At 73.0% G+C, this 20103-nt stretch carries 21 protein-coding genes and 1 other RNA gene; 12 read left to right on the forward strand and 10 right to left on the reverse strand.

Annotation, left to right across the window (positions count from 1 at the left end; genetic code table 11):
• Positions 1–17: 17 nt before the first annotated feature.
• From IE295_RS24465 to IE295_RS24475, 3 genes are all read right to left on the reverse strand, one after another.
• Positions 18–662: a class I SAM-dependent methyltransferase gene (locus IE295_RS24465; protein ID WP_190065900.1), complete on the reverse strand. Its 645-nt coding sequence runs from the start codon at positions 660–662 to the stop codon at positions 18–20.
• Positions 663–757: 95 nt separating this feature from the next.
• A complete protein-coding gene (locus IE295_RS24470) occupies positions 758–1363 on the reverse strand; it encodes a response regulator transcription factor (protein ID WP_190066012.1) in 606 nt (201 codons plus the stop codon).
• An 8-nt stretch (positions 1364–1371) separates the two neighbouring features.
• A complete protein-coding gene (locus tag IE295_RS24475; protein WP_190065901.1) occupies positions 1372–2553 on the reverse strand; it encodes a sensor histidine kinase in 1182 nt (393 codons plus the stop codon).
• Positions 2554–2705: 152 nt separating this feature from the next.
• On the opposite strand from IE295_RS24475, the gene IE295_RS24480 reads away from it, so the two are divergent.
• From IE295_RS24480 to IE295_RS24490, 3 genes are read left to right on the forward strand one after another with little or no spacing between them, the layout of a single operon-like run.
• Positions 2706–3581, forward strand: coding sequence for a MaoC/PaaZ C-terminal domain-containing protein (locus IE295_RS24480; RefSeq protein WP_190065902.1), 876 nt, complete (start codon positions 2706–2708; stop codon positions 3579–3581).
• 32 nt (positions 3582–3613) lie between these two features.
• Positions 3614–4699, forward strand: coding sequence for a Zn-dependent alcohol dehydrogenase (locus IE295_RS24485; RefSeq protein WP_190065903.1), 1086 nt, complete (start codon positions 3614–3616; stop codon positions 4697–4699).
• Positions 4699–5679, forward strand: coding sequence for a 3-oxoacyl-ACP reductase (locus IE295_RS24490; protein WP_190065904.1), 981 nt, complete (start codon positions 4699–4701; stop codon positions 5677–5679). Before IE295_RS24485 ends, IE295_RS24490 begins: the two co-directional genes overlap by 1 nt.
• 71 nt (positions 5680–5750) lie before the next feature.
• On the opposite strand, the gene IE295_RS24495 is transcribed toward IE295_RS24490, so the two are convergent.
• Positions 5751–5906 (reverse strand): hypothetical protein, encoded by a 156-nt coding sequence (locus IE295_RS24495; protein WP_190065905.1) that lies wholly within the window; start codon positions 5904–5906, stop codon positions 5751–5753.
• A 235-nt stretch (positions 5907–6141) separates the two neighbouring features.
• On the reverse strand, positions 6142–7317 hold the full coding sequence (locus tag IE295_RS24500) for a hypothetical protein (RefSeq protein WP_372478776.1): 1176 nt from the start codon (positions 7315–7317) through the stop codon (positions 6142–6144).
• A 257-nt stretch (positions 7318–7574) separates the two neighbouring features.
• Between IE295_RS24500 and IE295_RS24505 the strand changes: the two genes are divergently transcribed.
• From IE295_RS24505 to IE295_RS24520, 4 genes are all read left to right on the forward strand, one after another.
• Positions 7575–8612 (forward strand): ABC transporter substrate-binding protein, encoded by a 1038-nt coding sequence (locus IE295_RS24505; protein ID WP_190065907.1) that lies wholly within the window; start codon positions 7575–7577, stop codon positions 8610–8612.
• A 74-nt stretch (positions 8613–8686) separates the two neighbouring features.
• The gene (locus tag IE295_RS24510; RefSeq protein ID WP_190065908.1) at positions 8687–9529 is read left to right on the forward strand and encodes a Nif3-like dinuclear metal center hexameric protein; all 843 of its coding nucleotides are present in this window, start codon (positions 8687–8689) and stop codon (positions 9527–9529) included.
• A gap of 13 nt (positions 9530–9542) precedes the next feature.
• The gene (locus tag IE295_RS34305) at positions 9543–10286 is read left to right on the forward strand and encodes a zinc ribbon domain-containing protein (RefSeq protein WP_190066013.1); all 744 of its coding nucleotides are present in this window, start codon (positions 9543–9545) and stop codon (positions 10284–10286) included.
• A gap of 6 nt (positions 10287–10292) precedes the next feature.
• Complete coding sequence (locus tag IE295_RS24520) at positions 10293–11456, forward strand: bifunctional RNase H/acid phosphatase (RefSeq protein WP_190065909.1); 1164 nt, start codon at positions 10293–10295, stop codon at positions 11454–11456.
• Between the two features lie 78 nt (positions 11457–11534).
• Here IE295_RS24520 and IE295_RS24525 read toward each other — a convergent pair whose 3' ends face one another.
• Together IE295_RS24525 and yaaA are read right to left on the reverse strand one after the other, a co-directional pair.
• Positions 11535–11894 carry a hypothetical protein gene (locus IE295_RS24525; RefSeq protein ID WP_229922997.1) on the reverse strand — a complete coding sequence of 120 codons (360 nt, stop codon included), beginning with the start codon at positions 11892–11894 and terminating at the stop codon, positions 11535–11537.
• A 497-nt stretch (positions 11895–12391) separates the two neighbouring features.
• Positions 12392–13192: a peroxide stress protein YaaA gene (yaaA, locus tag IE295_RS24530; protein WP_190065910.1), complete on the reverse strand. Its 801-nt coding sequence runs from the start codon at positions 13190–13192 to the stop codon at positions 12392–12394.
• Positions 13193–13390: 198 nt separating this feature from the next.
• On the opposite strand from yaaA, the gene IE295_RS24535 reads away from it, so the two are divergent.
• Together IE295_RS24535 and rnpB are read left to right on the forward strand one after the other, a co-directional pair.
• On the forward strand, positions 13391–14857 hold the full coding sequence (locus IE295_RS24535; protein WP_190065911.1) for an RNB domain-containing ribonuclease: 1467 nt from the start codon (positions 13391–13393) through the stop codon (positions 14855–14857).
• A gap of 29 nt (positions 14858–14886) precedes the next feature.
• An RNA gene (gene rnpB, locus IE295_RS24540) (RNase P RNA component class A) lies at positions 14887–15297 on the forward strand.
• Positions 15298–15399: 102 nt separating this feature from the next.
• Here rnpB and IE295_RS24545 read toward each other — a convergent pair.
• The 3 genes from IE295_RS24545 to IE295_RS24555 form a co-directional block, all read right to left on the reverse strand.
• Entirely contained in the window at positions 15400–15648 is a 249-nt protein-coding gene (locus IE295_RS24545; RefSeq protein ID WP_190065912.1) for a hypothetical protein, read from the reverse strand.
• Positions 15645–16001: a hypothetical protein gene (locus IE295_RS24550; RefSeq protein ID WP_190065913.1), complete on the reverse strand. Its 357-nt coding sequence runs from the start codon at positions 15999–16001 to the stop codon at positions 15645–15647. The genes IE295_RS24545 and IE295_RS24550 overlap by 4 nt, the downstream gene beginning before the upstream one ends.
• Before the next feature lie 311 nt (positions 16002–16312).
• The gene (locus IE295_RS24555; protein WP_190065914.1) at positions 16313–17371 is read right to left on the reverse strand and encodes a helix-turn-helix domain-containing protein; all 1059 of its coding nucleotides are present in this window, start codon (positions 17369–17371) and stop codon (positions 16313–16315) included.
• Between the two features lie 192 nt (positions 17372–17563).
• Between IE295_RS24555 and IE295_RS24560 the strand changes: the two genes are divergently transcribed.
• The 3 genes from IE295_RS24560 to IE295_RS24570 all read left to right on the forward strand — a co-directional run bounded on the left by IE295_RS24560 (position 17564) and on the right by IE295_RS24570 (position 20044).
• Entirely contained in the window at positions 17564–17884 is a 321-nt protein-coding gene (locus tag IE295_RS24560) for a hypothetical protein (RefSeq protein ID WP_190065915.1), read from the forward strand.
• A 283-nt stretch (positions 17885–18167) separates the two neighbouring features.
• Positions 18168–18335: a hypothetical protein gene (locus tag IE295_RS24565; protein WP_190065916.1), complete on the forward strand. Its 168-nt coding sequence runs from the start codon at positions 18168–18170 to the stop codon at positions 18333–18335.
• A 230-nt stretch (positions 18336–18565) separates the two neighbouring features.
• Positions 18566–20044, forward strand: coding sequence for a C40 family peptidase (locus IE295_RS24570; RefSeq protein WP_190065917.1), 1479 nt, complete (start codon positions 18566–18568; stop codon positions 20042–20044).
• Positions 20045–20103 lie beyond the last annotated feature (59 nt).

A 20103-nucleotide genomic window follows, 5' to 3' on the forward strand; every position in this document is an offset into this window, starting at 1 on the left:
GAGCCTAGCGTCGCCGCTCAGGATCCGAGACCCGTACGCCGCAGTACGCGCAGCGAGTGCGTCACGGAGACCTCGGTGAACGCCCCGGACTCCAGCGCCCGCAGGTACACGCGGTACGGGGCCTGGCCGCCGTCGGCGGGGTCGGGGAACACGTCGTGGATGACCAGCAGCCCCTCCGGCGCCACGTGCGGCGCCCACCCCTCGTAGTCGGCGTTCGCGTGCTCGTCGGTGTGCCCGCCGTCGATGAACACCAGCCCCAGCGGCGCCCGCCACACCGAGGCGGCCTGCGGGGAGCGCCCCACGACGGCGATGACGTGGTCCTCGAGCCCCGCCCGGTACAGCGTCCGGCGGAACGTCGGCAGCGTGTCCATCCGCCCCACGCCCGGCGCGTCGTCCACGACCGACGGGTCGTGGTACTCCCACCCCGGCTGCTGCTCCTCGCTGCCGCGGTGGTGGTCGACGGTCACGGCCACGGTCCCGGCCGCCCGGGCGGCGTCGGCCAGCAGGATCGTCGACCGCCCGCAGTACGTCCCCACCTCCAGCAGCGGCAGCCCGAGCCGCCCCGCCTCCTCGGCGGCGGCATGGAGGGCCAGCCCCTCGTCCAGCGGCATGAACCCCTTCGCCGCCTCGAAGGCGGCGAGTATCTCGGGCTTGGGCGCCATGGTCGTCCCCGTCCTGCACGTGCGTCGGCTGTGGCTTGGGCAGGACACATGCTGCCGTACGGGCCCCGGAGGGCCGTGGGCGGGGCGGGGGAGCCCTACAGCCACCCGTTCTGCCGGGCCGCCCGCACCGCCTCCATGCGGTTGCGGGTGCAGGTCTTGCCGATGGCCGCCGACAGGTAGTTGCGCACGGTCGCGGGGGACAGGTGGACCCTGGCCGCGATGTCGGCGACGGTCGCGCCGTCCACCGCCGCGGCGAGGACGTCGCGTTCGCGCTGGGTCAGCGGGTTGGGGCCGGCGCTCAGGGCGGCGGCCGCCAGGGCCGGGTCGATGACGCGTTCGCCGGCCAGGACGCGGCGGATCGCGGCCGCCAGGTCCTCGACCGGGCCGTCCTTGACCAGGAAGCCCGAGGCGCCCGCCTCCATCGCGCGGCGCAGGTAGCCGGGGCGGCCGAACGTGGTGAGGATCAGGACGCGGCAGCCGGGGAGCCGCGTGCGCAGGTCGGCGGCGGCGTCGAGGCCGCTGCGGCCGGGGAGTTCGATGTCGAGGAGGGCGATGTCCGGGCGGACCTCGAGGGCCTTGGGGAGGATCTCGTCTCCGTCGCCCACCTGGGCGACGATCTCCAGGTCCTCCTCCAGGCCCAGCAGCAGCGCCAGCGCGCCCCGCATCATCCCCTGGTCCTCGGCCAGCAACACCCTGGTCAGCTCGCTGTTCACGCGGCCCGCCCCTCCTCGTCGTTGTCGTCCACCGGAAGTTCGGCCACGAGCCGGAACCCGCGCCGTCCGTCGGGGCCGGAGGTCAGGGAGCCGCCCGCGGCGGCCAGTCGCTCCGTCAGGCCCTTGAGACCGTTGCCCCCCGCACCGGCCGCCCCCGGTGCCGACCCTACGCCGCGGCCGTCGTCGGTGATCTCCAGGTGCACGCGGTCCGGTTCGCCCCGCACCTCGATCGCGCACCGCGCCGCCCCGCTGTGCCGTACGACGTTGGTCACCCCCTCGCGCACCACCCACCCCAGCAGTGCCGCCGTCTGCGGCGGCAGCACGGGTCCCGACTGGCGGATGTCCACCGTGACGCCGGACGCGTCGAGCACCGAACGGGCGCTCTCCAGCTCGGTCGTCAGGCCGCCGGCCCGGTAGCCGGTCACCGCCTCGCGTATCTCGGTCAGCGCCTGCCGGCCCACCGCCTCGATGTCGGCGGCCTGGCCGAGCGCCGCGTCCAGGTCGCGCGGCGCGAGCCGGCGCACCGCCTCCGCCTTCACCACGATCACGGACATGGTGTGGCCGAGCAGGTCGTGCAGGTCGCGGGAGAAGCGGAGCCGTTCGCGTTCGACGGCGGCCCGCGCCAGCTCCTCCCGGGTGGCGCGCAGTTCGGTGACCGTCTCGGACAGCCGCAGGACGGTCGCGGTCACCAGGCCGGACAGGATCGTCCCGTAGCCGGTGCCCATCGAGTCCTCCCAGCTGCCGTGGAAGCCGGCGATGACCCCGGACGACCCGGCGAAGCCGAGCACGGTGAGGCCGAGCAGGCGTTGGTCGCGCAGGCGTTCGCCGCGCAGGACGACACCGGCGGCGAGCGAGAGGACGGGGAAGCACAGCAGCCAGTCGCCGCCGTAGCCGATGGTCAGGGCATAGGTGACGGCGGCGAGGCCGAGCAGGAGCAGGCGGGGCGTGCGCGTGGTCAGACGGTCGCGGTCCAGGCCGAACCAGACCGTGGCGATGTAGAGGCCGGCGAACGCGACGACACCGGCCCCGCCGAGCCACGGCAGCGGCAGTTCGCCGCACACGAGGTCCTGCACATCGCCGGCGATCATGAACAGCCAGGGCACGAAGGCGTACTTGCCCGGTGGCCTGTGGCGTGCGGCGTCGTCCTCGGCGGTGCCCCGCCCCTGCCTCTTTCCCATGCGGGAAATCCTAGGAACCCGCGCGGGGTGCGATCAGAAGCGAATGTCCCTGGCCATCCGTGACATTTGTCTTCCCCCGCCACCGGAGATCGGCTATACACGGGGCCGTAGAACGCGTTCTAGTCGTCGGTCAGACAGGAGCACACCCCTCCATGCCCATCGACCCCGCCAGGGCCACCAGCGCCGCGCCGCGGACCGTCCCCCTCGCCTGGGACCACAAGGACGTCCTGCTCTACCACCTCGGCATCGGCGCCGGCACCCCCGCCACCGACCCCGACGAGCTGCGCTACACCCTGGAGAGCCGGCTGCACGTGCTGCCCTCCTTCGCGACCGTCGCCGGCGGCGGCATGGCCCTGGCCGGCGGCCTGACCGCGCCCGGCATCGACGTCGACCTCGCCGCCGTGCTGCACGGCGGCCAGGCCGTCACCGTCCACCGGCCCCTTCCCGTCCGGGCCACGGACGCCACCCAGACCTCGCGCGTGGAGGCCGTGTACGACAAGGGCAAGGCCGCCGTCATCGTGCTGCGCGCGGACGTCGCCGACCCCGACGGGCCCCTGTGGACGTGCGTCAGCCAGATCTTCGTCAAGGGCGAGGGCGGCTTCGGCGGCGAGCGGGGCCCCGCGGGCGGCCAGGAGCGGACGCCGGCCCCCACCACGCCCCCCGACGCCACCGCCGACCGTCCCCTCCGCGAGGACCAGGCCCTCCTCTACCGCCTCTCCGGCGACTGGAACCCCCTGCACGCCGACCCCGGCTTCGCCCGCCGCGCCGGCTTCGAGAAGCCGATCCTGCACGGCCTGTGCTCCTACGGCATCGCCCTCAAGGCGGTCGTCGACACCGTCCTCGGCGGGGACGTCGCCCGCGTGCGCGCGTACTCCACCCGCTTCGCCGGCGTCGTGTACCCCGGCGAGACCCTGCGGGTGCGGATGTGGCGCGACGCCCCCGGGCCGGGCCGGATCCAGCTGACCGCCACCGCCGTCGAGCGCGAGGACGCGCCGGTGCTGACCGACACCGTCGTCGCGTACGCGTAACCGTCCCAGGACCCCGCGAAGGGAGCTCCGCCATGCGCGCCGCCGTACAGCACAAGACAGGGCAGGAGTCGCTCGACGTCCTCGACGACGTCGAAGCCGTCGGCTTCGGCCCCGGCAAGGTCAGGATCCGCGTGCGAGCCGCCGGACTGTGCCATTCCGACCTCTCCGCGATGTCCGGCGTCCTCCCGCAGAACGCCCCCTTCGTCCCCGGGCACGAGGGCGCGGGAGTCGTCACCGAGGCCGGCCCGGGCGTCACCGAGGCCACGGGCCTCAAGCAGGGCGACCGCGTCCTCGTCTGCTGGCTGCCGCCCTGCGGGAGCTGCGCCTCCTGCAGGCGCGGCCAGGGCCAGCTCTGCCTCGCCTCGCTCCGCAACTCCGGCGTCCCCAACTTCCGGCGCCGCACCACCGACCTCTACGGCTTCGCCGGCACCGGCACCTTCGCCGAGGAGGTCGTCGTGGACGCCAACTGCGCCGTGCCGATCCCCGACGACGTGCCCTACGAGGTCGCCGCCCTCATCGGCTGCGGCGTCACCACCGGCCTCGGCGCGGCGCTCAACACCGCGCGGGTGGCGCCCGGTTCCACGGTCGCGGTCATCGGCTGCGGCGGCGTCGGCGTCTCCGTCATCCAGGGCGCCCGCGTCTGCGGCGCCGCGCAGATCGTCGCCGTCGACCCCGTGGAGGCGCGCCGCGAGGCCGCCCTGCGCTTCGGGGCGACCGAGGCCGTCGCCCCGGAGGGCCTGGCCGACGCCCGCCTCAAGGTCACCGGCCGGGAGGGCTTCGACTACGTCTTCGAGGTCGTCGGAAAGTCCGTCACCGCCCGCACCGCCTACGAGGCCACCCGCCGCGGCGGCACCCTGTGCATCGTCGGAGCCGGGGCCCTGGACGACCACCTGAGCCTCAACATGTTCGAGCTGTTCTTCGACGAGAAGAAGATCCTGCCGTCCCTCTACGGCGGCGGCGACGTGCTGCGCTCGTACGAACGCGCCATCGCCCTGTGGCGGGCCGGCCGCGTCGACCTCGAGGGCCTGATCACCCATCGCGTCCCGCTCGCCCGCATCAACGACGCCATCGAGCAGATGCGCACGGGCGAGGCGCTGCGGACCTGGGTGACCATGTGATGGCGCCTCCCGCGGCATCCACCACGGCCTCCGCCGCCTCCGCGACCCTGCACGGCCGGACGGCCGTCGTCACCGGCGCCGGGCGCGGCCTCGGCCGGGCCGAGGCCCTCGAGCTCGCCCGCCTGGGGGCCGCCGTCGTCGTCAACGACCTCGGCCGGCCCGGCCGCGACGGCTCCGGCGAGGCCTCGCCCGGCCCCGCCGAAGCGGTCGCCGGGGAGATCCGGGCGGCGGGCGGCCGGGCCGTCGCCCACGTCGGCGACGTCGCCGACTTCGAGCAGGCCCGCGCCCTGGTCCGCACGGCCGTCGACACGTACGGCTCCCTCGACATCCTGGTCAACAACGCCGGCATCCTGCGCGACCGCATGGTCTTCTCCATGACCGAGGAGGAGTGGGACACGGTCATCCGCGTGCACCTCAAGGGCCACTTCAACACGACGCGCTTCGCGGCGGAGCACTGGCGGCAGTGCTCCAAGGCGGCCGGGGGACCGGTGTACGGACGGATCGTCAACACCGCCTCGGAGGCGTTCCTGGCCGGTTCGGCCGGACAGCCGAACTACGCGGCGGCCAAGGGCGGCATCGTCGGCCTCACCACGTCCACGGCGCACGCGCTGCGCAAGTACGGGGTGACGGTGAACGCGATCTGTCCGCGGGCGCGGACGCGGATGACCGAGGACGTCTTCGCCGCCGTCCCAGCGGACGGCGGGAAGGACCCGCTCGCGCCCGAGCACGTCTCCCCGCTGGTGGCCTACCTCGCGTCGCCGCCGGCGGCGGGGGTGAGCGGGCAGGTGTTCGTGGTGCACGGCGGGATGGTGGCCGTCATGGAGCGGCCGAGGGTGGCGGCGCGGTTCGACACGGCCGGGGAGGCCTTCGGCGTGGCGGAGCTGGCGGCCGTACTGACCCCTTATTACGCGGCGCGGGGGCGGGGCGAGGGGTTCGCGTCCCCGGAGGTGCTCAGACTCGAACGCCGGGCGGGCTCGTAGGAGAGCCCGCCCGGCGTCCGGGACGGTCGTTCAACGGTGTTCAACTGTCGTGCGACGGTCGTGAGGAACGGTCAGCCTGCGTCGGCGCGGCGGTGCTTGCCGTGGGCGGGGGCGCGGTTCTCGTCCGGGGCGGCCGGACCGCGGTGCCTGCCGGTGCCGGCGGATGCGGCCTGGGCGGACGCCTCGAGGGGACGCGCCTCGGTCGTGTCGGTTCGGGCATCGGGCATGGGGAAAGTCACTCCGTGGGATGTGGATGCGTGCTCTGCGCGTCGGGGCCACGGCAGTGGCGCACGGCGTCACAGACATCACCAGACGTCAACACGCTTTCCACGCGCGACCGTTCCGCTCACCTCGGTTCACCCGGGTGCCCGTCCGGTACAGCTGCGCGACCCCCGGCCGAGTCTAACGGGACCTTGATCAACGAGCCACCCGCACCCGAGCGCGTGTCCGCCATGTCCCCCGTTATGACGTACGGGCGCAGGGCGCCTGCTGCAACGGCACCGGCCGGGGCGCCGGAACGTCCGGCTCGTCCTCGTCCGGGGCCGCGGCGCCCTCGCGCGCGTCGTCCCTGCGGTCCTCGGCCGGCACCACCACGGCGCCGTCCTCCGACGGCCGCAGCCGGGCCAGCCCGCAGGGCACGCCGGGCGCGACGAACGGCAGCCGCAGCTCGCCGTCCGCCGTCCACAGCCCCGCGCCCGCCAGCCACCCCGCCGGTCCCTGGAACTGCCGCAGCCGCTTCTTCGCCGGCCGCCACACCCCCACCCAGCTGCCCGCGGCCCGGTCGACCCGGAACGCCACCGAGCAGTCCTCCGGCGACAGCCCCTGGCCCGGCTGGGCGGCGAACGGCGTCAGCGAGGCATCCGGCAGCAGCAGGCACTCCGGGAAGCGCACCGGCCGGGCCGACCCGAGCACGCCCCACCCCAGCCGGTCGTCGCCGGGCGCGTCGGACCGTACGACCAGCAGGCCGCTGTCCGGCTCGGCCAGCAGCAGCCGGTCGTTGCTCTTCTCCGTGATCTGCAGCAGCGGGCTGGTCTCCCCGCCCCGGCCCAGGTCGACGACGACGGCCTTGGTCAGGCCCTCCAGCTCCCGGTCGAGCGCCAGCAGCCGGCCCGACCGATCCAGCCACGCCCCGCCCTCGCAGCGCCCCGGCACCGTCGCCAGCAGCTCCGGCCCGCTCACCCCGCCGTAGACGAGCCAGAGCGTGGTCTGCTCCTCGCCGTGCACGAGCGCGTAGGCCGACGAGCCGTCGGGCGCGGGCGGCAGGAGGGACAGGTACGGGCACTCGATCGCGCCCAGCGGCAGCTCGCCGGTGCCGGAGCCGGCCGGGTAGAGCAGGGAGAGGGCGTACCGCTCGGCCACCCGGCGGCGGATCAGCACCCGGCCGTCGGACAGCGGCAGCACCTCGCTGTCCGGCTCCTCGGGCTGGCCGCCGGGCAGGGACACGGCGTAGGGCTCGGGCCCGTCGAGGGTCCAGCGCTCGGGGAACCAGCCGTCGGTGCCGTGGCCGAGGGCCAGCCAGGCTGCGTACGAGCCGTCGACAGTGACCGTGAACGCCGTACGTCTCATGTCCACCGGCGACGCACCCCGGGAAGTGCCTTGCGGGGCGCTCTGGGTGCCATGGGGAGCACAGACCGTCATGAGAAACGTCACCTCCGGCACTGAACGTAGTTATCGCGCCTGCGGCTCAACCCTCCGACGCTCGCCGCTTCACGCGTACGGGTGGCGGTTTCGGGGTTCGGCCATTGCGCGGGGGCCGGTTGTGCTGCGCGAGGGCCACATGTTTAAAGTGCGACTAAGGCAAGGCGAACCTAAGTGGCGCGAAATGTGGCTGACCGGCGCTCTTGACTCCGCCTTGACCACCACCCCCACCACTGCACCACCCCCTGGAGTACCCGATGACCCTCCGCCGCCGCGGCACCGCCGCCGCAGCCCTGTCCCTGGCCGCCGCGCTCTCCCTCGCCGCCTGCGGCTCGTCCGGCGACGCGGACGACAAGGCCGGCAAGGACGGCGGCGCGGGCTCGCAGTCCGTGGCGCAGGGCGGCAAGGACTTCGGGAAGGCCGCCGAGGAGACCGCGAAGCTGGGCACCGACGCGAAGCCCGGGCAGTTCCCGCGCACCGTCACCCACGCCCTCGGCAGGACCGAGATCAAGGAAGCGCCCAAGCGCGTCGTCGTCCTGGACGTCGGCGAGCTCGACAACGTCGTCTCCCTCGGCATCAAGCCCGTCGGCTGGGCCCCCAGCGAGGGCAGCCAGGAGATCCCCGAGTACCTGAAGAAGGACGTCGGCGAGCCCAAGAGCGTCGGCACCATCAACAACCTCAACCTCGAGGCGATCAACGAGCTCAAGCCCGACCTGATCCTGGGCAGCAAGCTGCGCGCGGAGAAGAACTACAAGGACCTCTCCAAGATCGCCCCGACCGTCTTCTCCATCCGCCCCGGCTTCACGTGGAAGGAGAACTACCTCCTCAACGCAGCCGCCCTGGACAAGACGGCCGAGGCGAAGAAGCAGCTCGAGGCCTACGAGGCCAAGGCGAAGAAGCTCGGCGCCGACCTCGGCGAGAAGAAGCCGACCATCAGCATGGTGCGCTACCTGCCGCAGTTCACCCGTCTGTACGCCCAGCAGTCCTTCATCGGCACCATCCTCAAGGACGCCGGCCTGCCCCGCCCGAAGATCCAGCAGGCCGACAAGCTCGCCGTCGAGATCAGCCCCGAGAACATCGACAAGGCCGACGGCGACTGGATCTTCACCGGCGTCTACGGCGACCCGGACAAGACCAAGCAGAACGCCGCCGAGGACAACCCGCTGTGGAAGAACCTCAAGGCGGTCAAGGACGGCCACGCCAAGCCCGTCAAGGACGAGACCTGGTACCTCGGCCTCGGCGTCACCGCCGCGAACAGCGTCCTGGACGACCTCCGCGGCTTCCTGGTGAAGTGATCCGCGGCTTCCTCGTGAAGTAGGGGAGCAAGCGTCAGCGAACGGCGGGCACGGAGGAAGGTAGCCTTTCCTCCGTGCCCGTACTGTCTGAAGTCATCGCCGCCCTCGAAGCCCTCTGGCCCCCGGAGCGGGCCGAGCAGTGGGACGCCGTCGGTACGGTCTGCGGCGACCCCGAGGCCGAGGTCGGCCGGGTCCTGTTCGCCGTCGACCCCGTGCAGGAAGTCGTCGACGAGGCCGTACGGCTCGGCGCCGACCTGCTCGTCACCCATCACCCCCTCTACCTGCGCGGTACGACGACGGTCTCGGCCGGCACCTTCAAGGGCCGCGCCGTGCACACCCTCATCAAGAACGACATCGCCCTGCACGTCGCGCACACCAACGCCGACAGCGCCGACCCCGGCGTCTCCGACGCCCTCGCCGGCGCCCTCGACCTGCGCGTCACCGGCCCCCTCGTGCCCGACCCGGCCGACGCCTCCGGCCGCCGCGGCCTGGGCCGGCTGTGCGAGCTCGACCCGCCGATGAGCCTGGCCGAGTTCGCCGAGCGCGCCGCCAAGCGCCTGCCCGCGACCGCCCAGGGCATCCGCGTCGCCGGCGACCCCGGGCGCACCATCCGCACGGTCGCCGTCTGCGGCGGCTCCGGAGACTCCCTCTTCGACCAGGTGCGCGCCGCCGGCGTCGACGCCTACGTCACCGCCGACCTGCGCCACCACCCGGCCTCCGAGGCGCGGGCGCACAGCCCGCTCGCCCTGGTCGACGCCGCGCACTGGGCCACCGAATGGCCCTGGACCGAGCAGGCCGCCGCCCAGCTCGACGAGATTTCCGACCGTCACGGCTGGGGCCTGCGCACCCACGTCTCGCGCACGGTCACCGACCCCTGGACCGCCCACGCGGCGTCGTCCTCCCCCAACCACCACTAAACAGGAGCCTCCACTGAACGCCGCGCCCGCCGACCAGATCCGTCTTCTCGATCTCCAGGCCCTCGACGTCCGCCTGACGCAGCTCGCCCACAAGCGCAAGAGCCTGCCCGAGCACGCCGAGATCGCCTCCCTCGAGGGCGACCTCACCCAGCACCGCGACCTGCTCGTCGCCGCGCAGACCGAGGAGAGCGACTGCGCCCGCGAGCAGACCAAGGCCGAGCAGGACGTCGACCAGGTCCGCCAGCGCGCCGCCCGTGACCAGCAGCGCCTGGACTCCGGCGCCGGCATGTCCCCCAAGGACCTGGAGAACCTCCAGCACGAGGTCGCCTCCCTCGCCAAGCGCCAGGGCGACCTGGAGGACGTCGTCCTCGAGGTCATGGAGCGCCGCGAGGCCGCCCAGGAGCGCGTGGCCGAGCTGACCGGCCGCGTGGAGTCCGTGCAGGCCAAGGTCGACGACGCCGTCGCGCGCCGCGACGCCGCCACCGCCGGCCTCGACGCCGAGACCGCCACCGCCACCAAGGAGCGCGAGCTCGTCGCCGCCTCCATCCCGGCCGACCTCCTCAAGCTCTACGACAAGCTGCGCGCCCAGTCCGGCGGCGTCGGCGCCGCCCGCCTCTACCAGCGCCGCTGCGAGGGCTGCCGCCTGGAGCTGAACATCACCGAGCTGAACGAGGTGCGCGCGGCCGCCACGGACGCCGTGGTGCGCTGCGAGAACTGCCGCCGCATCCTGGTCCGTACGCCCGAGTCCGGCCTCTAAGCCGCGATGGCGAATCGCTTCATCGTCGAGGCGGACGGCGGTTCCCGGGGCAACCCGGGGCCCGCCGGCTACGGCGCGGTGGTCCTCGACGCCGCGACGGGCGAGGCGCTGGCCGAAGCGGCCGCCCACATCGGCACGGCGACGAACAACGTCGCCGAGTACAAGGGACTCATCGCCGGGCTCGAGGCCGCCAGGGCCCTCGACCCGGAGGCCGTCGTCCAGGTCCGCATGGACTCCAAGCTCGTCGTCGAGCAGATGTCCGGGCGCTGGAAGATCAAGCACCCGGACATGAAGCCGCTGGCCGCGCAGGCCCAGCGCGTCTTCCCGGCGGACCGGGTGACGTACGAGTGGATCCCGCGCGAGAAGAACAAGCACGCGGACCGGCTGGCCAACGAGGCCATGGACGCCGCCAAGGCGGGCCGGCAGTGGGAGCCGGGCGCCTCGGCCGCGGGCCTGGCCGTCGCGGCACGGACGGCCGTCCCGGCCGCCGAGCCGCTGGAGGAGCCGAAGGCCGTGCCCGTCGGGTGGGGAGCCGCGGCGGACCTCGGCGCGCCCACCACCTTCGTCCTGCTGCGCCACGGCGAGACCGCGCTGACGCCGCAGAAGCGTTTCTCCGGTAGCGGGGGCACGGACCCCGAGCTGTCGGAGGCCGGCCGTCGCCAGGCCGAGGCCGTGGCGGCGGCGCTCGCCGCACGCGGCACCATCCAGGCGATCGTCAGCTCGCCGATGCGGCGCACCCGGCAGACGGCCGAGGCAGTGGCCAAGGCCCTCGGCCTCGAGGTCCGGATCGACGAGGGCCTGCGCGAGGCCGACTTCGGCGCGTGGGAGGGCCTGACCTTCGCCGAGGTCAAGGAGCGCCACCCCGAGGACCTGGACGCCTGGCTGGCCTCGTCCAAGGCGGCGCCCACCGGCGGCGGCGAGAGCTTCGCGGCCGTGGCACGGCGCATGGCCGTCTCCCGCGACAAGCTGCTGGCCCGGTACGCGGGCCGTACGGTGCTGCTGGTGACGCATGTGACGCCGGTCAAGACGCTGGTCCGGCTCGCGCTGGGCGCGCCGCCGGAGTCGCTGTTCCGCATGGAGCTGTCGGCGGCGTCGCTGTCGGCGGTGGCCTACTACGCGGACGGCAACGCCTCGGTGCGGCTGCTGAACGACACCGCCCACCTGCGGTAGCGCCCGCCGCTCGCGGCCCGGTACGCATCAAGGCCCCCGTCGTCCGCGGCGGGGGCCTTGTCGTTGCGGTGCGCGGTCTCAGCGGTCGGTGGTGGAGGCGACCCAGTCGCAGCCGGGGCACTCCCAGCGGTCCGGGTCGCCGATGCGCGGCGGCGTCATGTCGATGTCGCAGTGCGGGCACCGCACCACGATGGGCTCCACGTGCCCGCACGTGCCGCACACCCACAGCGGGCCCTCGGAGTCGTGCTGGCGCCAGGCCGTGCGCAGGCAGCGCCGGCAGCCGGTGGTGACGATCCCCGCCCCCCGGCTTATGACCGGCGGCTCGGGAGTGGTGTCGGCGTATTCGATGATCTGTGCCCTGATCCGGCCGTCGGTCGTATTGGCCATCCGGAGCAGATGTGCGACTCGCGAGCGTGCTTCGTCAACGAAATCGTTCATGGCGAGCAGCAGGTTATCGGCCCGCCGGTCACCGGCGTTCACATGTTGTCAGCGAACCGCCCGTTGGTGTCGCCCCCGGCCACGGCCGGGACACTGGCCGTCGCGGTGCGGCGGCCTCGCGGTGCGGCGTCGAATCATGCCCGTGTGGGTGACCGGCGTTCCGGTGGCGCTCCGGGATTCCGTGCGCCACCCCCGCGGTCCCGGCGTCACGGCACGTCAGTGGCCCGGGTGGGCGGCCTCCCACCCGGGCTCCGTGACCGGCCAGCGCGACCTGGTCTCCCGGCACGCGTAGGGGCCGGCGCCGGCGGTACGGGCCGGCGCCGGCGCCGGCAGTACGGGGCCGGCGCCGGCAGTACGGGGCCGGCGCCGGCAGTACGGGGCCGGCGCCGGCAGTACGGGGCCGGCGCCGGCAGTACGGGGCCGGCGCCGGCAGTACGGGGCCGGCGCCGGCAGTACGGGGCCGGGGCCGGCGGTGCGGGCCGGGGCCCGTCCGGCTCCTAGAGCTCGGTGACGATGACGTCGAGGGCGTACGGCTTGCCGCCCTTGGCCGGGGCGGCGTCCCCCTCGACCAGATAGCCCAGCGCGCGCAGCGCCTCCGCCAGCTCGGCCGGCGAGGCGGGCTCGTACCCGGCGGTGAGGAGGTCGCGCACGAGCCGGCCCTTCGTGGCCTTGTTGAAGTGGCTGACGACCGACCGCTTCTCCACGCCCTTCACGATCCTCGACTGCAGCACCCGCACGGTCGCCGTGCGCTCCGCGAGCTCGCCCTTCGGCTTCCAGGCCGTGGCGTACGCCGCCGACCGCAGGTCCAGGACCAGCCCGTCGCCCGCCGCCTCGGGCAGGGCCTCGGCCATGGGGCCGCGCCAGTACGCGCCGAGCGCCCCCAGGCCTGGCAACCGGACACCCATCGAGCAGCGGTAGGAGGGGATCGCGTCGTCGACGCGCACGGCACCCCACAGGCCGGAGAAGACGAGCAGCGACCGACGCGCCGCCCGCCGCGCCGCCGGGGTCAGGGTGGCGAGGTCCAGCGCGTCGTAGAGGACGCCGGTGTAGATCTCGCCGGCGGGACGGGTGGGCGCCGTCCGCAGCCCGGCGTTCTTCGCGATCTCGCCGCGCAGGCCCGGGCTCAGGCCCAGGACCTCGGCGGCCTTGTCCTCGTCGCCGGAGCACAGCTCCACGAGCTCGGCCAGCACCGTCTCCCGCGCCGGGCCGAGCCGCCCCAGGGACAGCGACCCGGTCTCCAGGGCCGGCCCGGCACCACCGGTGGCCTTCCCCTCGGACGGCGGCAACAGCACGAGCACGGTCGGTCTCCTTCACTACCCGGTTCATGGCCGGGTTCACTGCCCGGTCCACCACCCGGTGATCACCGATCACCGGGCCACGCTCCACGATCACGTCACGATCACGGCCGGACCGGCGTGCGCCCGGCCCTGTGAACCCTAACGCCGTCCGCCGCACTCGCCGTGCCGCGCGCCCGCGGCGCCCCTACGCTCGGTGCCATGCCCCGGCGCCCGATGCACGTGACGGACACCGAGCGCGCTCCGCTGGCGTCCGCCCTGCGCGAGCTGCGCGAGCGCACCCACGTGCCCCGGAGCTTCCCGCCCGCCGTGCTCGCCGAGGCCGAGCGGGCCGCGCGGCGCCCGCGCATGCCCGCCCACGACGCGACGGACGTCCCCCTGTTCACCATCGACCCGCCGGGGGCCATGGACCTGGACCAGGCCATGTACCTGGCCCGGCGGGAGGCGGGGGGCTTTCGCGTGTACTACGCCATCGCCGACGTCGCCGCCTTCGTCACACCGGGCGGCCCCCTCGACCAGGAGGCGCACGACCGGGTGGTCACCCTCTACTACCCCGACACCCGCATCCCCCTCCACCCCCGCATGATCGGCGAGGAAGCGGCCAGCCTCCTGCCCGACCACGACCGGCCCGCCGTCCTCTGGCGGCTCGACCTCGACACCGACGGCACCGTCGTGGGCACCGACGTGCGGCGGGCGGTCGTCCGCAGCAGGGCACGGCTGGACTACGCCGGGGTCCAGCGGGCCATCGACACGGGCACGGCGGAGGAGCCGCTGGCCCTGCTCCGCGAGATCGGCCTGCGCCGCGAGGAACTGGAGCGCACGCGCGGCGGCATCTCCCTGAACGTCCCCGAACAGGAGGTCGTACGCCGTGACGACGGCCCCTACGAGCTCGCCTACCGGGCCCCGCTGCCGGCGGACGGCTGGAACGCCCAGATCTCCCTCATGACCGGCATGGCCGCCGCCCAGCTCATGCTCGGCGCCGGCACCGGCGTCCTGCGCACGCTCCCGGCCGCCCCGGAGAGCGCGGTCGCACGGCTCCGGCGAGTGGCGCGGGCCCTCGGCGTGACCTGGCCGGAGACCATGCCGTACGCCGTCGTCGTGCGCGCCCTGGACCCGAACGACACCCAGCACGCCGCCTTCCTGCAGGAATGCACCACCCTGCTGCGCGGCGCCGGCTACACGGTCTTCGACCGCGAACGCCCCTCCCTCCACCCCGTGCCGCCCGACCCGGGCCACGCCGCCGTGGCCGCCCCGTACGCCCACTGCACCGCCCCCCTGCGCCGCCTCGTCGACCGCTACACCAGCGAACTGTGCCTGGCGGCATCCGCGGGCCTCGACGCCCCCGAGTGGGTCCGGACGGCCCTGGACACCCTCCCCGCCGAGATGGAACGCGGCGCACGGCGGGCGGGGGAGGCGGAGCGGGAATGCGTGGACCTCGTCGAGGCGGCACTGCTCCGCGACCGGATCGGCGAGGTCTTCGACGCGTACGTGGTCGACGTGCTCGACTCCCGCCCCACGGCGGGCACCGTCCACCTCTACGACCCGGCCGTCATCGGCCACGTCGAGGGCGACGGCGACGGCCCCCCGCTGCCGCTGGGCAAGCGCATGCAGGTCCGGGTGATCCAGGCGAACCCCGGCCGGGAGAAGGTGTGGTTCGCCCCCGCGTGAGCGGCCGGTAGCATGGTCGTCACGGCGGACGAGCCGGCCGGGCGGCCGCGAGGGACCTTCACCGGTCCTTCGAGGAACGTCCGGGCTCCACACGGCAGGGTGGTGGGTAACGCCCACCCGGGGTGACCCGCGGGACAGTGCCACAGAAAACAGACCGCCGGGGATCTTCGGATTCCCGGTAAGGGTGAAACGGTGGTGTAAGAGACCACCAGCGTCCGAGGTGACTCGGACGGCTAGGTAAACCCCACCCGGAGCAAGGTCAAGAGGGGCGGTCGCTTCACGGCGACGGCCCTGCGCGGACGATCGAGGGCTGCCCGCCCGAGTCCGCGGGTAGACCGCACGAGCCTGTCGGCAACGGCAGGCCTAGATGGATGGCCGCCTCCCCGGCCCCCGCAAGGGGACCGGGAGACAGAACCCGGCGTACAGGCCGGTCTCGTCCGTCGGCTATCTGAAGCGAGGGCCCCTGACCTGCATTTACGCAGGTCAGGGGCCCTTTGCGTAGGTCGGCGGGCCAGCTCACGTCGTCGGAGCCGAAGGAGGCATCAGTAGGCGGTGACGCTGACGACGACCAGCTTCAGCAGCCGGGGCGCGACCAGATACTCGAACATGCCACTGGCGACATAGGCGGTCTGCGCCTCGGAACCGCCTTCATGTCGTTCGCCGGAGATGTACAGGGTCTCTGCGGCTCGGAGTAACTCCTCACACCGTTCCTTGACCTGGCCTGCCAGTTCGGGGCCGAGGCCCAGCTCGGTCTCCGGCCACCAGTACTCCCAGTCCCAGCCGTCGCTCACCCGCCGACCGCCTGCCGCGCAGCCGCCTTGATGTCGGCCACCTCTCTGGCGGCGGCGCGCATGGTCCCCTCGTCCAGCGCTGTCCGGACCCGGCGCTCGGCATCGTGGAGCCTGCGGGCTGTCGCCGGGTGTCGTTCGATCTCCACCAGTGCTGCCCAGCGCAACAGGAACCCATTGACGGGGCCCACGGATTGCGTCTCGGCGGCCAGTGTGAGCACCTCGTCCCGCTCGGACTCCATCAGAGAGAGCTTCGACGGGGCGACACGCGCCAGGGCCTGTCTGAGTGCGGCGATGGTTCTGTCGGGGCGTTCGATGATCGGCTCGTCCCCGTGTTCCACCGGGTGCGCGCTCATGTGGGCTCCCTTGCGTGAGCGATACCGAAACAGCGGCAACTGCGTGGGTCCACAGTAGCCACGGGCGGAGACGGATGTGCCGCGTGCGCCTGCTGATCGGTCGGGCTCGACCAATGGCGGTCATCGGCGGTCGCCTGGTCATCCCTCGCCACTCACGAAGGCGCCGTCCGGCCAGCGAGAGGGTTCGTCGTTCCGGAAGGGGGCGACGGTATGGAGTGACCCCGCGCGAAAGCCCCCTGGTCTGCGAAGTTGCAGGTCAGGGGGCTTTGTGGGGCCGGGGCCGGGGGAGGGCGGGCCGGTAGTGGAAGCCGTCAGTCCGGTCTGTGGGAATCGGAAACAGGTGTTCCGGTTAGCGGTGGGCGAAGGTGTTCCGGCGTGCAGTGGCAGGGCAGCCAGCCGGCCCGGACCGCGAGGGCGCCGGCCTCGAAGCGGCTGCGGGCGCCGAGGCGTTCCATGAGGCCGGTGGCGATGCGGCGGGCCGTGCGCTGGGAGACGCCGAGGCGCTTGGCGATGGTCTCGTCGGTGCGGCCCTCGGCGAGCAGCTGGACGGCGGCCGCCTCCTGGCCGGTCAGGCCCTGGTCGTCGCGGACGGAGACCTCGCCGAGCGGGGCGGCGGAGGCCCAGACGTTCTCGAAGAGCGCGCACAGCGCGGTGAGCACGCCCTGGCCGCTCAGCACGACGGCGCGGGCGGCGGTGTCCTCGCTGTTGACCGGCATCACCGCGGTGGCGCGGTCGATGATGATCATGCGGGTGGGGAGGGCGGCGGCCGTGCGGACCTGGCCGCCCCGGTCGGTGAGCCACTGCGCGTACGCCACGGAGTGGGGGCTGTTGCGCACGCTGTCGAGGTAGATCGTGCGCATCCGTACGCCCCGGCCCAGCAGCTCCCGGTCGAGGGGGCGGGCGGCCTCGATGTTGGCCTCGGTCTGGGCGCCGTCGGGGCTGAAGGACATCACCTCCTCGCGGACGTCGCGGGTGAGGCCGGCCAGCCGGTCCCTGATCGCGTCGAGGCCGATCAGCTGCTCGCCGCCGAAGCCCGAGGAGGCGGAGCGCTGTTCGGCGAACTCGGCGATGAGCTGTGCGGCGGCGACCCGGGACTCCTCCAGGCGCTGCTGCTGCGCGGCGAGCCGGGCCTGCTGACGGGACATCAGGATGTCGAGGCCGATGTCGGGCGAGACCGCCCGGGCCCGCCCCGCCAGTTCGGCCGAGGGGCGGACGAGGGAGAGCTCGCTCAGGACGTCGAGGCCCCGGCGCACATCGGCGTCGGACATCTCCAGGTACTCCGCAAGGGCCCCCACCCCCGCGCCGGGCATCGCCAGCATCCCTCGGTAGACCCGTTCGGATGCGGCGTCGAGGCCCAATGTGTCCAGCATGCTGCTGCCCCCAGGAAACGGTACGAGTCAAAAAAGTCGGAGTCGCTGTCAAATCCTCCGTGATCATTACATGACATGTACAAATTGGGTAGGTCGAATCGGTGCCGCCGCGTGGCCGTTTCCGGCCATGGACAAAAGCGCTCCGTCTCTTTCCCTGGTACGGACGCACCTTCTCTTGCGAGGGTTGACTCCATGTACCTCGTGCACGTCGCCCTGCGTGGCCGTAGCGGTGCCGAACTCCCCGCCGACGCCCGCGATGTGGTCCTCGCGCACGCGCTTCCCCAGGACGGCGTCGAGCACGTCGTGATCCATCCCCATGCCGTGCCCTGTCCGGTGGTCGGGGTGTACCTGCTCGCGGACCGGCTGGAGACCGCCGAGTTCCGCGCGGAACGGGTGTGCCGGCGCGCCCTCGCGTCGCCCTCCGCGCTGGACGGGTGGGAGCTGGTGAACGCTCAGGTGCCGCTTATGGACGTGTACGAGCGGATGCCGCTGCCGGGCACTTTGCTGGACTGAGGCGGCGTCAGGCGCCGGGCGCGGGCGGCCGGACACGTCCCCCTGGACCGATCCGGCCAGGGCCGTTTCGGTCCACCGGAAAGGGCTTCCACCCGCCCTGACCTGCGGCGAAGCTATTACTCGTCAGCACGGAACACCGCGCTGACAGGCAAGGCAGAGCACGACCGTGGGCCGGATGCGGCCCACAGCGGCCGGCACGGCATCACCGCGGGATGCCGACGGACCGCACCGCCTCGGCCTGCCCGGCAGCTTCGCCACCTCGCCCTTGGAAGGACCACCAGAGATGATCCGCACCCGACTCGCCCAGGCCGCCGCGGTCGCAGCCCTCGCACTCGGCGCCGCAGTCCTCGCCCCGGCCGTCGCGGATGTCGCGGCCTCCGCCACCGCCCCCGCGGTCACGGCCCCCGCCCACGCTCCGGTCGCCGTCCAGTACTCCATGGGTTGGCAGTAATGGGCTGGCAGTAGCAGCCGACCGGCCGTAACGGCCGAGCGGGCCGGCCCGGCCGGCCCCGCGCCCCGGGCTCCCACCCCGTGAACCGCCCGTCCTTCCGGGCCCCGAACTTCCCGCTCGCGACCGCCGCCTCCGACGCGGCCGCCGTTCGCTGAGCCACCACCCATCACCGCGCCTCGCATGCCGGTCGATCCGCCATGCCCAAAAGGCCACTCGCACAGGAGACTTCCGTGTCCAAGAACGCTTACCTCCGCACGTCCGCCATCGGCATCGGCCTGGTCGTCGCCATCACGGGCGGCGCCATCGCCTCGGCGACCGCCGCCACGGCGGCGCCGGCACCGGCGGCCACGAGCCCGGCCAAGACCGTGGCCAAGGCCTCGGACGACGGCTACGGCGGCGCCGGCCAGGGCCCGATCAAGCCGGTGCCCGGCAAGGGCGGGAAGAAGCGCGGTCTCGTGGCCACCCCCAGAGCCGGCAGCGAATCGGCGCCCAAGATCACCCGGAGCGAGGTCATCAACCGCGCCAAGTCGTGGGTGGGCAAGGGCCTGGTCTACAACCAGAACGGCGAGTACGAGGGCTACCGCATGGACTGCTCCGGCTACGTGTCCATGACGTGGAACCTCGACGAGTCGCTCGCGACGCCCTACTTCGGCCCCGTGTCCAAGCGCATCGGCAAGGAAGAACTGAAGCCCGGTGACGCCCTGCTGAACCCCAAGTTCGGCAATGACGGCCACATCGTGCTCTTCGAGAAGTGGACCAAGGCCGACCACTCCAGCTACATGGGCTACGAGTTCTCCTCGAGCGGCGTGCACTACCGCGAGATTCCCTACGCCTACTTCTCGAACCACGACGCCGAGAGCTACTACCCGATCCGTAACAACTCCATCGTCGACGACGTCCCCAGTGACCCCGGCATGACGAGCCTGACCGCCGGCGACTTCAACGGTGACGGGAAGAAGGATCTGGTGGCGGTGGAGGTGTCCACCGGGAAGCTGTTCAGCTATGCGGGTCAGGGCAATGGCCGTCTGGGTGACCGTGTGGAGATCGGTCGTGGTGGTTGGAACGGTCTGAAGGACCTGGTCGCGGCCGACTTCAACAAGGACGGTAAGGACGACCTGGTCGCGACGGAGGCCAACACGGGCAAGCTGGTCCTTTACCCGGGCACGGGTACCGGCTCCGGTCTGGGCCGTCTCGGTGACCGTGTGGAGATCGGGCGTGGCGGCTGGAACGGTCTGAAGGACCTGTTCGCGGGTGACTTCAACGGTGACGGCAAGAAGGACGTCGGTGCCACCGAGATCAGCACTGGCAAGCTCGTCCTTTACCCCGGTACGGGCAAGAGCGACGGCCTGGGTGCGCTGGGCGATCGCGTGGAGATCGGTGACGGTGGCTGGAACGGCATGAACAAGCTGGTCAGCCCCGGTGACCTCGACAAGGACGGTAAGGACGACCTGATCGCGAACGAGATCGGCACCGGCAAGCTGTTCCTGTACTCCGGTAGCGGCAACGGTGTGAAGAGCCGGGTCGAGATCGGTCGTGGCGGTTGGAACGGCATGTCCGACATCGCGGGCGCCGACTTCAACGGCGACGGCATCGGCGACATCGCCGCCGTCGAATCGGCCCCGGGCGAGGAAGGAAAGCTCTACTTCTACCCCGGCAACGGCAACGGCGGCTTCGGCGACCGCACCGAAATCGGCAACGGCGGCTGGTAGTCACCGGCCGGCAGGCATCGCCTCCGGCAGGGGTGGGCCCGCTCCCGAGCGGACCCCGG

It is taken from the genome of Streptomyces griseocarneus (genome assembly GCF_014655595.1).
GTDB classification, from domain to species: domain Bacteria; phylum Actinomycetota; class Actinomycetes; order Streptomycetales; family Streptomycetaceae; genus Streptomyces; species Streptomyces griseocarneus.